Annotated in this window: 14 protein-coding genes; 11 read left to right on the forward strand and 3 right to left on the reverse strand. The window is 32.5% G+C overall.

Features of this window, described 5'->3' with window-relative positions; genetic code table 11:
* The first annotated feature begins 3 nt into the window (after nt 1-3).
* The 4 genes from BMY96_RS10755 (at nt 4) to BMY96_RS10770 (ending at nt 5,577) form a co-directional block, all read left to right on the forward strand.
* Complete coding sequence (locus BMY96_RS10755) at nt 4-957, forward strand: AAA family ATPase (protein ID WP_092852004.1); 954 nt, start codon at nt 4-6, stop codon at nt 955-957.
* Between the two features lie 24 nt (nt 958-981).
* Complete coding sequence (locus tag BMY96_RS10760) at nt 982-2,121, forward strand: acyltransferase family protein (protein WP_092852006.1); 1,140 nt, start codon at nt 982-984, stop codon at nt 2,119-2,121.
* Nucleotides 2,122-2,355: 234 nt separating this feature from the next.
* A complete protein-coding gene (locus BMY96_RS10765; protein ID WP_092852008.1) occupies nt 2,356-5,133 on the forward strand; it encodes a bifunctional aconitate hydratase 2/2-methylisocitrate dehydratase in 2,778 nt (925 codons plus the stop codon).
* A 108-nt stretch (nt 5,134-5,241) separates the two neighbouring features.
* Nucleotides 5,242-5,577, forward strand: coding sequence for a hypothetical protein (locus BMY96_RS10770; protein ID WP_092852011.1), 336 nt, complete (start codon nt 5,242-5,244; stop codon nt 5,575-5,577).
* On the opposite strand, the gene BMY96_RS10775 is transcribed toward BMY96_RS10770, so the two are convergent.
* Nucleotides 5,574-7,193, reverse strand: a complete 1,620-nt coding sequence (locus BMY96_RS10775) for an ABC transporter substrate-binding protein (protein WP_092852013.1) — start codon at nt 7,191-7,193, stop codon at nt 5,574-5,576. The genes BMY96_RS10770 and BMY96_RS10775 overlap by 4 nt on opposite strands.
* An 88-nt stretch (nt 7,194-7,281) precedes the next feature.
* Here BMY96_RS10775 and mtaB point away from each other — a divergent pair, with 88 nt between their 5' ends.
* Both mtaB and BMY96_RS10785 read left to right on the forward strand, forming a co-directional pair.
* The gene (mtaB, locus tag BMY96_RS10780; RefSeq protein ID WP_245750604.1) at nt 7,282-8,613 is read left to right on the forward strand and encodes a tRNA (N(6)-L-threonylcarbamoyladenosine(37)-C(2))-methylthiotransferase MtaB; all 1,332 of its coding nucleotides are present in this window, start codon (nt 7,282-7,284) and stop codon (nt 8,611-8,613) included.
* 113 nt (nt 8,614-8,726) lie between these two features.
* The gene (locus tag BMY96_RS10785) at nt 8,727-9,116 is read left to right on the forward strand and encodes a hypothetical protein (protein ID WP_092852017.1); all 390 of its coding nucleotides are present in this window, start codon (nt 8,727-8,729) and stop codon (nt 9,114-9,116) included.
* A 54-nt stretch (nt 9,117-9,170) separates the two neighbouring features.
* Here BMY96_RS10785 and BMY96_RS10790 read toward each other — a convergent pair whose 3' ends face one another.
* Nucleotides 9,171-9,467 (reverse strand): N-acetyltransferase, encoded by a 297-nt coding sequence (locus tag BMY96_RS10790; RefSeq protein WP_092852019.1) that lies wholly within the window; start codon nt 9,465-9,467, stop codon nt 9,171-9,173.
* Nucleotides 9,468-9,582: 115 nt separating this feature from the next.
* Here BMY96_RS10790 and BMY96_RS10795 point away from each other — a divergent pair, with 115 nt between their 5' ends.
* From BMY96_RS10795 to BMY96_RS10810, 4 genes are read left to right on the forward strand one after another with little or no spacing between them, the layout of a single operon-like run.
* Complete coding sequence (locus tag BMY96_RS10795) at nt 9,583-10,248, forward strand: alpha/beta hydrolase family protein (RefSeq protein WP_092852020.1); 666 nt, start codon at nt 9,583-9,585, stop codon at nt 10,246-10,248.
* Nucleotides 10,249-10,283: 35 nt separating this feature from the next.
* Nucleotides 10,284-11,204: a lytic transglycosylase domain-containing protein gene (locus BMY96_RS10800; protein WP_092852022.1), complete on the forward strand. Its 921-nt coding sequence runs from the start codon at nt 10,284-10,286 to the stop codon at nt 11,202-11,204.
* Between the two features lie 6 nt (nt 11,205-11,210).
* Nucleotides 11,211-12,662 carry a cardiolipin synthase gene (cls, locus tag BMY96_RS10805; RefSeq protein WP_092852024.1) on the forward strand — a complete coding sequence of 484 codons (1,452 nt, stop codon included), beginning with the start codon at nt 11,211-11,213 and terminating at the stop codon, nt 12,660-12,662.
* A gap of 13 nt (nt 12,663-12,675) precedes the next feature.
* Entirely contained in the window at nt 12,676-13,107 is a 432-nt protein-coding gene (locus tag BMY96_RS10810; protein WP_092852026.1) for a PH domain-containing protein, read from the forward strand.
* Nucleotides 13,108-13,109: 2 nt separating this feature from the next.
* Here BMY96_RS10810 and BMY96_RS10815 read toward each other — a convergent pair whose 3' ends face one another.
* A complete protein-coding gene (locus BMY96_RS10815) occupies nt 13,110-13,688 on the reverse strand; it encodes a hypothetical protein (protein WP_092852028.1) in 579 nt (192 codons plus the stop codon).
* Nucleotides 13,689-13,982: 294 nt separating this feature from the next.
* On the opposite strand from BMY96_RS10815, the gene rpmH reads away from it, so the two are divergent.
* Nucleotides 13,983-14,144: a 50S ribosomal protein L34 gene (gene rpmH, locus BMY96_RS10820; protein WP_034059443.1), complete on the forward strand. Its 162-nt coding sequence runs from the start codon at nt 13,983-13,985 to the stop codon at nt 14,142-14,144.
* Nucleotides 14,145-14,229: the final 85 nt, after the last annotated feature.

The raw sequence follows: 14,229 nt of genomic DNA on the forward strand, positions 1-14,229 counted from the left end.
AGTATGTCGGACGTTGCTGCTATTGAAGGATTTGTAAAAAAGTTTAAAGCTTTAAAAAGTGAAATTTCCAAAGTTATTATTGGACAGGACGAAGTGGTTTCGCAAATACTTATTTCAATTTTTTCTGGCGGACATTCACTACTAATTGGTGTTCCGGGTTTAGCAAAAACATTAATGGTTAATACTATTGCGCAGGCTTTAGGATTAGATTTTAAACGTATTCAGTTTACTCCAGATTTAATGCCTAGTGATATTTTAGGTAGTGAAATTTTAGACGAAGACCGCCATTTTAAATTTATAAAAGGGCCTATTTTTGCAAATATTATTTTGGCCGACGAAATTAATAGAACACCACCTAAAACTCAAGCAGCTTTATTAGAAGCAATGCAAGAACGCTCGGTTACAGTGGCTGGTCATCGTTACAATTTAGATTTACCATATTTTGTATTAGCAACGCAAAACCCAATAGAGCAAGAAGGAACCTACCCGTTACCAGAAGCGCAGTTGGACCGTTTTATGTTCGCTATTAATTTAGATTACCCAACATACCAAGAAGAAGTACAGGTTGTAAAAGCAACCACTTCCGATGTTAAGGTAAAAGTAAACGCCTTGTTTACGGCCAAAGAAATTGTTGAATTTCAAAGTTTAATTCGTCGTATTCCTGTGGCCGATAATGTTATTGAGTATGCCGTTTCAATGGTTGGTAAAACAAGACCAAATAGCGATGCAGCACCAGAACTTATAAAAAACTATGTCGATTGGGGAGCCGGACCAAGAGCCTCTCAAAACTTAGTTTTAGCAGCTAAAACACATGCCGCTATACATGGTAAGTTTTCACCAGATATCGAAAATATACAAGCCGTTTCTCAAAGTATCTTACGTCATAGAATTATTAAAAATTATAAGGCCGAGGCCGAAGGTGTTTCAGAAGAACAAATTATTAAAAGTTTATTTTAATAGCTTTACATTGAATAAATTTCGATGTATACAAACCTAAAAAATAGAATCTTCGGATTAGATGTGCTTAGAGCAATTGCCATTTTATTGGTGTTGTTTTCTCATTCCACCATATTACTTTTTCCTAATCAACACCATATTTTAATAACTGTCATTCAATTTTTTGGTACCGTTGGTGTCGATTTGTTTTTTGTTTTAAGTGGTTTTTTAATAGGGACTATCCTTTTAAAACAATTACAAAAGGGCGAAACTACATTTAAAAATTTTGGTTATTTCTGGGTAAGACGTTGGTTTAGAACCTTACCAAATTATTTTTTAATCTTGCTTATCAATATTCTACTTTTGTGGGTTTTAAAGGGAGAAGTTATGGATGGTATAGGCGCCTATTTTGGGTTTCTTCAAAATTTCAGTAGTCCGCATCCCGAGTTTTTTACCGAAGCATGGAGCTTATCCATTGAAGAGTATGCCTATATAATTGGGCCATTAATAATGTTTGGCTTAGTATATTGCTTCAAGAAAACGAGTTATAATACGCTGTTTTTAATAACCGTTTTTTCTGTAATATTTGGGGTTACTTGTTTTAGGTTTAATTTTCATGTTAATAACAGTATTGAGTCTATGCACGATTGGAGTCAGCATATTCGCAAGGTTGTTATTTACAGAATCGATAGCATCTATTATGGTTTTTTGGTTGCTTTTTTAATTTATAATTTTAATACGTTAATTGTAAAGTATAAAAATTTACTTTTCGGTTTAGGTCTCGTTCTTTTTCTAGGTATACATGTTTTAATTTTTAGTTTTGGCGTACAGCCAGAACATGCAACACTCTTTTTTAATATGTTCTATCTACCACTATTGTCCGTAAGTTTACTATTAGTGTTTCCATTTTTTTTGGAGTGGAAGCCTAAAAGGTTTTTTAACTCACAAATCACTTCCATTAGTATATGGTCTTATGGATTATACTTGGTTAATTATTCTATTGTATTGCTTACAATTCAGCATTTTGTAGATATTAACTTGCAATCAAGTGCAGTAAAATTAATAATTTTACTCGCTTATTGGCTATTTTCATTTTTACTGGCTTACATATTATATAAGTTTTTTGAAAATCCAATAACTAATTTAAGAGATTCAAGATATATTAAGCGGTTTTTTTACGATTAGCTTGAAAAATTGTTAGTTTATTTAGAGAAATAATAATAAATAGGCAATCAATTAAATAAATAATACTACTATAATAAATAACTATAATTACTTGTTGTATTCCATAGTTTCTTTTTAAAACTTTGCTTTAAATTCTTTAAGTTTGCAAGGACTAAAAAAAACAACTCAGAAATAATATTTAATGGCAATTAACGTAAGAATTATTGTCATTTTAACATTGAAAACTATTCTTTTATGAACACGTATAAAGACTATCTACAGCAGATCGAAGAGCGTAAAGGCCAAGGGCTACATCCTCAACCTATTGATGGGGCAGAATTATTAAGTGAAATTATTGCACAAATTAAAGATGTAAATAATGAGTATAGAGAGGATTCTCTTAACTTTTTTATTTATAACGTATTGCCTGGAACTACGAGTGCTGCTGGTGTAAAAGCTAAGTTTTTAAAAGAAATTATTTTAGGAGAGGTTGTAGTAAAAGAAATTACACCTGCATTTGCATTCGAGCAATTGTCTCACATGAAAGGTGGTCCGTCAATTGAAGTATTATTAACTTTAGCTTTAGGTGATGATGCTGCTATTGCTGCCGAGGCGGCTAAAGTATTAAAAACACAAGTGTTTTTATACGAAGCCGATATGGAGCTTTTAGAAAATGCTTTTAAAGCAGGAAACCCTATTGCAAAAGAATTACTTGAAAGTTACTCGCAAGCAGAATTCTTTACTAAGTTACCAGAAGTTGAAGAAGAGATTAAAGTAGTAACTTATATCGCTGGTGTTGGTGATATTTCTACCGATTTATTATCTCCAGGTGCCGATGCACATTCAAGATCAGATCGTGAATTACATGGGCAATGTATGTTTGAGCATAACAAAGACATGCAAAATGAGTTGTTAGCTTTAAAAGAGCAGCATCCAGATAAACGTGTTATGTTAATTGCCGAAAAAGGTACCATGGGCGTTGGATCTTCTAGAATGTCTGGTGTAAACAACGTAGCATTATGGACAGGTGTTCCTTTTAGCCCTTATGTGCCATTTATAAACTATGCTCCAGTAATTGCAGGTACAAACGGTATTGCACCAATTTTCTTAACAACTGTTGGAGTAACTGGTGGTATTGGTATCGATTTAAAAAACTGGGTACAGCAAAAAGATGCCGATGGAAATACTATTGTTGATGCCGATGGAGAGCCAGTTTTAAAAGAAGTATATTCTGTAGCTACCGGTACCGTATTAACGATAAATACAAAAACAAAAAAATTATATAACGGAGATAAAGAGTTAAAAGATATTTCTGCTGCTTTAACACCACCAAAAATGGAGTTTATTAAAGCAGGAGGATCTTACGCTGTGGTTTTTGGTAAAAAATTACAAACGTTAGCTTGTAAAATATTAGGAATAGATATTCCTCAAGTATATGCACCTTCAAAAGAAGTATCTGTTGAAGGACAAGGTTTAACTGCCGTTGAAAAAATATTTAATAAAAACGCTGTTGGAAATACACCAGGTAAAACATTACATGCTGGTTCTAATGTACGTGTTGAAGTAAACATTGTAGGATCTCAAGATACTACAGGTTTAATGACATCTCAAGAATTAGAGATGATGGCAGCGACTATCATTTCTCCTATTGTTGATGCTGGTTACCAATCGGGTTGTCATACAGCTTCTGTTTGGGATGATAGATCTAAGGCTAACATTCCAAGATTAATGAGTTTTATGAACGATTTTGGTTTAATTACAGCACGTGATCCTAAAGGGAACTATCATGCCATGACCGATGTAATTCATAAAGTATTAAATGATATTACTGTTGATGATTGGGATATTATTATTGGTGGAGATTCTCACACACGTATGTCTAAAGGGGTTGCTTTTGGAGCCGATTCAGGAACTGTTGCTTTAGCATTAGCTACAGGTGAGGCTACTATGCCAATTCCAGAATCTGTAAAAGTTACTTTTAAAGGTGAAATGAGAAGCTTTATGGATTTCCGTGATGTGGTACATGCTACACAACAACAAATGTTAAAGCAGTTTGGTGGCGAAAATGTATTCCAAGGTAGAATCATTGAGGTTCATATTGGAACGCTTACTTCCGATCAAGCCTTTACATTTACAGACTGGACAGCAGAAATGAAAGCTAAGGCTTCAATTTGTATCTCAGAGGAAGACACATTAATTGAATCGTTAGAAATTTCTAAAGGTCGTATCCAAATCATGATTGATAAGGGTATGGATAACGAAAAGCAAGTTCTAAAAGGTTTAGTAGATAAAGCAAATGCGAGAATACAGGAATTAAAGACAGGTATTAAGCCAGCTTTAAAACCAGATGCCGATGCTAATTATTATGCCGATGTGGTTATTGATTTAGATGAAATTGCTGAACCAATGATTGCCGATCCAGATGTAAATAATGATGATGTATCTAAACGTTATACACACGATACTATTCGTCCGTTGTCATACTACGGTGGTACTAAACAAGTCGATTTAGGTTTTGTTGGATCATGTATGGTACATAAAGGCGATATGAAAATATTGGCTCAAATGCTTAAAAACATTGAAGCACAACACGGTAAAGTTGAATTTAAAGCACCTTTAGTAGTAGCACCTCCAACATATAATATTGTTGATGAGCTTAAAGCTGAAGGCGATTGGGATGTTTTAGTGAAGTACTCAGGATTTGAGTTTGACGATAGCGCACCAAAAGGTTTAGCGCGTACCAAGTACGAAAACATGTTGTATTTAGAGCGTCCTGGTTGTAACCTTTGTATGGGTAACCAAGAAAAAGCAGAACCAGGAGATACGGTAATGGCAACATCTACACGTTTATTCCAAGGTCGTGTTGTAAAAGATACTGGCGAGAAAAAAGGTGAATCTTTATTATCATCTACACCTGTGGTAGTACTATCTACAATTTTAGGTAGAACACCAACTATGGCCGAGTATGAAGCTGCTGTTGATGGTATTGTTTTAACTAAGTTTAAACCTTCTACAAAGCAATTAGTAAGCTAATTTAAAGGTTTTATAATAATATTTTAAAATGCCGCGTCTGTACAGACGCGGCATTTTGTTTTCAATACAATTAGTTATCTTGCCCACTTTAAAACTTAAAACATAATTATGTTAGGCATTTTATTAATCTACTTTATAGGAAAACGATTTTACGACTTATCGGAAGAATACAACCAAAACAAATGGCTTTATGCTATTTTAGGTGTGGTTTTATACTATGTGTCCAGTTTTGTTTTTGGAATGCTTATAGCCTTGTTGGATATATACGTGTTTGATTGGGGAATTGACTGGGATAATAATTTTGGAGCCAATTTTATAGGCGTACCAGCGGCATTATTGGCATTATGGGGCTTTTATGTGTATTTAGAAAGTAAATGGAAAAAATCGGTAGTAGTTGTTAAAAATGAAATTGATGATATTGGTAAAAATATAGAGGATATTTAATTTTTACTAACATACCTTAAATCCAACATGTTTATTGGGTTAATACCTAAACCTTTTACATTTTTTCTTGTAAAACGAACAACTTCATCGTAAAATAACGGTACCATTAGCGCCTTATCCATAGCTAAAGAATCCATTTTGGTATACAAATGTTTTCGTTTTTCAATATCGGTTATGGTAAAGGCTTTATTGTAAAGGCTATCAAACATGTCGTTTTTATAATGAAAGTAATTAGAGCCACCAGGAGCAAAGTTTTTACTGTAAAAAATGGATAAGTAGTTTTCGGCATCTAAGTAATCGGCAACCCAAGAACTTCTAAACATATCTACTTTTCCGTTAGATCGGGCAGACCTTAAGGTTGCTTCGGGTAACACATCCACATTAATTTGTAAGCCTGTTTTTTCAAGTTCACGTTGTATAAATTCGCAAAAACTTAAATAATTACTTGTGGTATTTAAGGTGATTTCCGGATTGCTAATGCCACTTTCTGCTTTAAATTGTTCAACGAGTTGCTTTGCTAGTTGCGGTTTATAGCTAAAACCTATAGACGTATCATGTCCTGGTAAACCCTTAGGAATAAAGCCACCGTTAGCAGGGTTACCAATACCATTACGTAAATACAGCACCATTTTTTTTCTGTCAAAACCATAATTAATGGCTTTTCTAATAAGTTCCGACTGAATTTCTGGCGATTTAGAATCTAAGTAAAATCCAAGATATTCAGAGTTTAAATACGGGCCTCGAATCATATCAACGCTTTGGTTGTATTTGGCTCTTAGTTTGCCATCGGCCGTTAATAATTCATCTTTATAAGACGCATCTAAACCAGATAAATAATCAATATTACCTTGAGCAAATTGTAAAAATTCACTTTGCTTATCGGGTAAAAAGGTAAGTGCCACAGCTTCTAAATATGGAAGTTTATTACCTACGCTGTCTGTTTCAAAATAATTTTCATTCTTTCTAAAAATAAGTTTTATGTTTTCTTCCCAACGTTTAAATTTAAAAGGTCCTGTTCCTATAGGGTTTGCACGAAAATCAGCACCGTAATGTTCTACAATTTCTTCAGGCAAAACGGAGCAATACTTCATGGCTAAAAGCCCTATAAAAGCTGGGAAAGGTTGTTTTAAGTTAATTTGGAAAATAGTATCGTTAATAGCTTTAAAGTCATCAACCTTGTTTAAAACCCAACTACCAGGAGCTGCAATTTTTTCGTCTCTTAAGCGGTTTAAACTATAGGTGAAATCTTTAGCAACAACAGTTCTAGTAGAGTCTTTACCAAATAATTCGTGTTTATGGAAATAAACATCATTTCGTAAATTAAAAGTATAGGTTAAACCATCATCAGATACATGCCAACTTTTAGCAACTGATGGTGAAAGATTTAGTTTGTTATCCAGCTGTAGTAAGCCATTATATAATTGATTGCATACCGAATTATCTTGAAGTGTTCTCGAAAATGCCGGGTCTAAAGTGTTAATATTAGCATACTCATTATAACGAAATACGAGATGATCATTTTTTTTAGACGCATCATTTTGGCATGAAAAAAGAAAAAACAGGGTACAACTAACTGATAAGAAGTTGATTATTTGTGTTTTAATAGTTTTTTTCATGTAAGTTATAAATTGTAAATTTGCAATCTTTTAAGGGTAAAGATAAATTTTAAATCACCTTGAAACAAGTTCGGATTAACAAATTATAATGAATAAAAAAGTCGCATTTTATACCTTAGGTTGCAAACTAAATTTTTCAGAAACCTCTACCATTGCTAGAAATTTTAACGATGAAGGCTTTGATAGGGTCGATTTTGCTGAAAAAGCAGATATTTATGTTATAAACACATGCTCTGTAACAGAAAATGCCGATAAGCGCTTTAAAACGATTGTTAAGCAAGCTCAAAAAGCTAATCCAGATGCTTTTGTGGCAGCCGTAGGCTGTTATGCGCAACTAAAACCACAAGAATTAGCCGATGTTAATGGAGTGGATTTAGTACTTGGAGCGACTGAAAAATTTAAGATTACCGATTATATTAACGACCTCTCTAAAAACGATTTTGGAGAAGTACATTCTTGCGAAATTGAAGACGCCGATTTTTACGTAGGTAGTTACTCTATAGGAGACAGAACACGAGCATTTTTAAAGGTTCAAGATGGTTGCGATTATAAATGCACCTACTGTACCATTCCTTTGGCACGCGGTATTTCACGTAGTGATACTATGGCAAATGTTTTAGAAAATGCTAGAGAAATATCGGCTAAAAACATAAAAGAAATTGTTTTAACAGGTGTTAATATTGGCGATTATGGTAAAGGTGAGTTTGGTAATAAAAAACACGAGCATACTTTTTTAGATTTAGTAACGGAGTTAGATAAGGTAGAAGGGATTGAGCGTTTACGTATTTCTTCAATAGAGCCTAATTTACTTAAAAACGATACTATAGATTTAGTTTCGAAATCTAGAGCCTTTGTACCTCATTTTCATATTCCGTTGCAATCTGGAAGTAACGACATTCTAAAAAAAATGAAACGCCGTTACATGCGCGAGTTATATGTAGATCGAGTTGCTAAAATAAAAGAGGTTATGCCTCATGCATGTATTGGAGTAGATGTTATTGTTGGTTTTCCGGGAGAAACAGACGAGCATTTTTTAGAAACCTATAATTTTTTAACAGATTTAGATATTTCGTATTTGCATGTTTTTACCTATTCGGAACGCGATAATACCGAGGCGGCTACTATGGATAATGTCGTGCCAAATAATGTTAGAAGTAAACGTAGTAAAATGCTACGTGGTTTATCGGTTAAAAAGCGTCGTGCCTTTTACGAGAGTCAAATAGGGTCTGCGCGTACAGTATTATTTGAAAGTGAAAATAAAGCAGGATATATTCATGGGTTTACCGAAAACTATGTAAAGGTAAAAATCCCATGGAATCCAGAATTAGTAAATACATTGCATCAAGTAGAGTTAACCGAAATAGATGATGATGGCCTAGTACGATTAAAGTTTGTTGAGGCTTTATTAAAGGCCAATTAACTAGTAATTTATCGAGTTTTTACCCTGTTCATCTTTCTTTGTTGCTTTTTATCGATTTAATTGTCGAAGATTTTGTCATGATATTACATTTGGTTTATTCTAAAAAACTCTTAATGAAACGTGCCTTAAAATCTGTAGTAATTGTACTATTATTACTTGTTGTTACATCTTGTACTAAGGATACAAATGGAGCAGAAAATAATTTGCGTGGTATTTGGGAACAGGTGAAGGTACTTGATGGTCAAACTAATACGTTACAGTTAGTTTTTGGAAAGAAAAATACCGGTTTCGAAATTAATAAAGTTGAGTTTGGTACTGGAGAAATAACATCTTCGGCATCGCCATTTTCATGGAAAATAGAAAACGATACTATTGAGGTTAATGGAACAAGTAAAGATACTTACCAATTTAATGTGGATAATGAATTGGTTTTAGATACCGGTGAGGACGTGGTATTGAGTAAAATTTCTAATGATTATTCCAAATATTACGGAAAAGAATAAAAAAAAGCTAAAGTAAAACTTTAGCTTTTTTTTGTTTTGTGTTTTCTTTTAAACTTAAATTCTTACACCTACAGGAAGCATGCGTTTGTATTTTCTATTGCTTCTTACAAATTTTGCGATTTCGGGGCAAGTAGGCATAACACTTAAGTTGCGCGATCCTATTTCCTCAAAAACTAGCGATAAAAATTCCTTTTTAAAATCTTCATCTTTAATGTTTTCTGGGATAATTAGTTTGGTTAAAAATATTTTCCTTTCTTGTAAAGAGTATTCAATTATTGCTAAATCATTGTCTACTTTAATTTCAAATTGACGTAGAAAATCGTTGTCAATTAATTCTGCAGCTTCAACCATGTTAATTTTGTTTTAATTCTTAGGAAAGTTGAAATAGTGAGTACTATTTCAATAACTTTGTGCAAAAGTACGAAAAATAATTGACAGAATAAAGTTAATTAACGCTTAATGCCTTATGTCTCAAGAGTTAATACACGTTTACCTTATGCCAGGAATGGCAGCAAGCCCCAAAATATTTGAATATATTAAATTGCCCGAAAATCAATTTAAAATTCACTTACTAGAATGGCTAATTCCAATTAATAATGAGTCTATAACCAACTATGCGCGTCGTTTATGTACTAACATAAAACATGAAAATGTGGTGTTGTTAGGGGTGTCCTTTGGTGGTGTTATGGTTCAAGAAATGAGTAAATTTATTTCGGTTAAAAAACTCATTATTGTATCTAGTGTTAAGTCCATGCATGAGTTACCAAAAAGGATGCTTATTGCAAAAGCAACAAAGGCCTACGCTTTAGTGCCTACGCAATTGGCAAGTAAAATAGATGTATTTGAGAAATACGCTTTTGGCGAAACGATTAGCAAAAGAATTGAACTTTATAAGAAATATTTATCGGTTAACGACAATAATTATTTAAGTTGGGCGATTAAGGAAATGGTATGTTGGAATCAAGAAACTTGTCGTCCAGACATTATTCATATTCATGGCGATAAGGATTCGGTCTTTCCAATAAAAAACATTAAAAATTGCATTGTAATTAAAAACGGCACTCATATTGCAATCATAAATAAATATAAATGGTTTAACGAAAATTTACCTAAACTAATAACAGGTAGCTAAACTATTTTTGTAATTTTATAAAAAAACTTATTAAAATGAAGATTATACAGAAAGCATTGGCGTTTGTGGGACTATTAAGTTTATGTGGCTTATTTATTTTTGCGTTGCAAGACGCACCAACAGACGAGAATTTTGAAACTAAATTAATAAACGATTATAATGTTTATGCGTTACAAATACCAGATAATTTAAATTTTGCAGGAGAACCTGTGCCGCTAGAAAATCCAGATATTTTAGAACGTATGGATAGAGAGTTGCTAGTTAATACCTATTGGCAATCTAACGGATTACTTATGTTTAAGCGTGCTAAAAAATACTTTCCTATAATAGAGCCTATTTTAGCTAAATATGGTGTGCCAGACGATTTTAAATATTTGGCCGTTATAGAAAGTGGTTTAACTAATGCAGTATCTCCGGCAGGAGCAAGGGGTGTTTGGCAAATTATGCCAGCAACAGGTAGAGAAAATGGCTTAGAAGTTAATAAAAATGTCGATGAGCGCTATAATTTAGAAAAATCTACCGAAGTGGCTTGTAAATACCTTATTAAAGCTAAGGAGCAATTAGGTTCTTGGACGCTTGCTGCTGCTGCTTACAACGCAGGAAATGCTGGTGTGTCTAGACGTTTAAGAGAGCAAGGTGTTACAAAATATTACGATTTACTTTTAGGCGAAGAAACAGGACGTTATTTATTCAGAATTGTGGCTTTAAAAGAGATTTTATCTAACCCTAAAAATTACGGGTTTAACTTTAGAGAAAAAGATTTATACACTAACGTACCAACTTATAAGGTAGAAGTGGATACTGCGGTAACAGATTTTACCAAGTTTGCACAGCGTTTTGGTATTAATTATAAAGTTTTAAAACTGCATAACCCGTGGTTACGTGAGCCGCATCTTAATAATAAATCAAGAAAACAATACTATCTAGAAATTCCTCAGGAAGGCTATTATAACTAAAATGTTATGTCTAGCTTTCTAAATAGTGATTTGTGGACCATTCTTTTAATTATCAATTATATAGTTGCTATTACGGCAGTTATAACGGTAATTCTTAAAAACTTAAATCCCACTAAAACACTATCTTATATTATTGTTTTAGTGTTTTTTCCATTTCTTGGTATTCTAATTTATTACCTTTTTGGGCAAGAATTCCGAAAAAATAAAATTTTTAACAGAAAGCAAGTTCTTAATCAATCTACCGTAAAAACGATTCACGAGGAGTTAGAGTTAGATGTCAAGTCTATTAGAAAAGTTGATGACTATCTTGATAATAAGGTTAAATTAGTAAAGCTACTTTACAATAATAAGAATTCGCCTTTAACGCTATTCAACGAGTTAAAACTTTTTAAAAATGGCGATGAAAAATTTAAAGATTTACTCGAGGATTTAAAGCAGGCAAAACATCATATTCATTTAGAATACTATATTGTTGAAGATGGTACAATAGGTACACAGCTTTTAGATATTATTTGTAAAAAAGCTTCAGAAGGCGTTCAGGTAAGGTTAACGTATGATGATGTAGGAAGCAAGCTTTCAAATAAAATGAAGCGACAACTAAATACGAGTGGGGTGGAACATTTTCCATTTATGCCAGTACTGTTTTCTAAATTCACAGGAAAGATGAATTATAGAAACCATCGAAAAATAGCAGTTATTGATGGCAAAACAGCTTATGTTGGAGGTATTAATGTAGCCGATGAATATGTTAACGAGTATAACGATAACTACTGGAGAGACACTCATTTAAAACTTGTAGGCGAAGCAGTAAAATCGCTACAAATTAATTTTTTTACAACATGGCATTTTGTATCGAACACAAATCTTAAAATAGATAAGTCTTATTTTCCGGAGGTAACTTGTAAAAATAATGTTGCGGTTCAAATTGCAGCTAGTGGTCCAGATACAGATTGGGCCAATATTATGGAAGCCATTTTTACGGCTATAACGACTGCCGAAGATTATGTGTATATAACAACGCCTTACTTTGTGCCCAACGATCAAATCATTACAGCATTACAAGTAGCCTCAAAAAGTGGTGTAGACATAAAATTAATAATACCTAAAAAATCCGATTCGTGGGTGGTTAAACATGCCACCAATTCGTATTTAGAGCGTTTATTCGATGCCGATATTGAAGTATATCGCTATACTAAAGGCTTTATTCATGCAAAAACACTGGTAGTAGACGATATTTTTTCAACCGTAGGAACCTCCAATATGGACTACAGAAGTTTTAATATTAATTTTGAAGTTAATGCCTTTATATACGACATTGATACGAGTAAACTATTAAAACAGCATTTTTTGGAGGATCTTGAGGTATGCGAAAAAGTAGATCCAACCCAATGGTTAGAACGCTCTAAATTCGAAAAAGTAAAAGAATCGTATTGCAGGCTATGGTCGCCCTTAATTTAATGAGTTTTTAAATATGAAAATTTATAGATCAAAAATTAGTTACGGATTTTTATTAGCCATTTTTATTCTTTTTGGAATAATAAGTTATTTTAATATAACCGATAGTAATTCAACTTTAAAACTCATACTAATCGTCAATTCGATTCATGTAATAACCTTTTTGTTTCTGTTATTCGTCTTCTATTCTACACGTTATACCATAGAAAATGATACTTTAAAAATTGAATGTGGATTTATATATAAAAAGGAAATTAAAGTAAATGAGATAAAATCCATTACAAAAACTAACTCAATTTTATCGTCCCCCGCTGCGTCTTTAACTGATAGAATATTAGTGAAATTTGGAGCAAACGATTCAATAATTATATCTCCAAAGAACAAAAAGGAATTTCTTATAGAATTAATAAAATTGAACCCAAATATTAAAAACAAATTAAATACTTAAAACTATCTACCTCTTCTTTTTTGAGCTCTAACCGAAGCACCACCACCGTAATGTTGCGTAGGGCCAACGGCTTGCTTCATGTTTTGTTTCATCATTTTAATCTGCTCGGTAAGCATGCCTTGTTTATCTAACTTTTGAGCTTCAGTAAGTAGTTTTTGAGCCTCTTGTTTTCTTCGTTTAGAAAACGCAATACCTGCTAAATTTAATTTAGCCATGGCAATATCATGATCCATAGACAATCCTAATGATAGCGCCTTTTTAAAATATTTTTCGGCTTCATTCATATTATCTTGCGAAACCATAATACCATGTAGATAATTATAGTACCCTTGCTGCTTAGTTACTAATGCAGCTTCAGGATTTTTTATTTTGTTTAACCAATTTTTAGCACCTTCAAAATCTTGTTTTCTTAGTTTTAAAAACGCAAGTAAAATAAACTCATTTTTAAAATATAGAAAGATAAAAATTAGAGATAAAAATATAAGTGCTATACCATTTCCAATTTCACCTTCCGTAAATTGATAGATAGCAAAAGCAATAATTCCTGCTGCAATGATTAGTTTTATAATTTTATTGTACATAATTTTATAGGTGTTATAAAAAAAAGCGGTTTTTAATTATTAAAATAAACAGCTTTGGTGTTTTAAGAGTGCAAAGAAACTAAAATTTTATTAAAATATACATAAAGTTAATTGACAATATATGGGGTTACCCCAAATAAATAAAGGTCTAGCCTGTGTTTTTACATTCTTTAAAATATTTATAAAATTTTTTTAAAAATGATTTGCAAAGTAATAAAGGCTTTGTATATTTGCCCTCGGTTTTAACACAGCCATTCATTCATAAATTACTATACAGATTTAAAAAAATAAGTTATGCCAAAAAGAACGTTTCAGCCATCAAAAAGAAAAAGAAGAAACAAACATGGTTTCAGAGAAAGAATGGCTTCTGCTAACGGTAGAAAGGTATTAGCACGTAGAAGAGCTAAGGGAAGAAAGAAATTATCTGTTTCAACAGAAACTAGACATAAAAAATAATGATTAACAATTGTTGATAATTAAAAGGTATTACTTAACGGTAATGCCTTTTTTTATATCTACTGATTACTATTTTTGCAACACA

Source organism: Algibacter pectinivorans (genome assembly GCF_900112595.1).
Classification (GTDB): domain Bacteria; phylum Bacteroidota; class Bacteroidia; order Flavobacteriales; family Flavobacteriaceae; genus Algibacter_B; species Algibacter_B pectinivorans.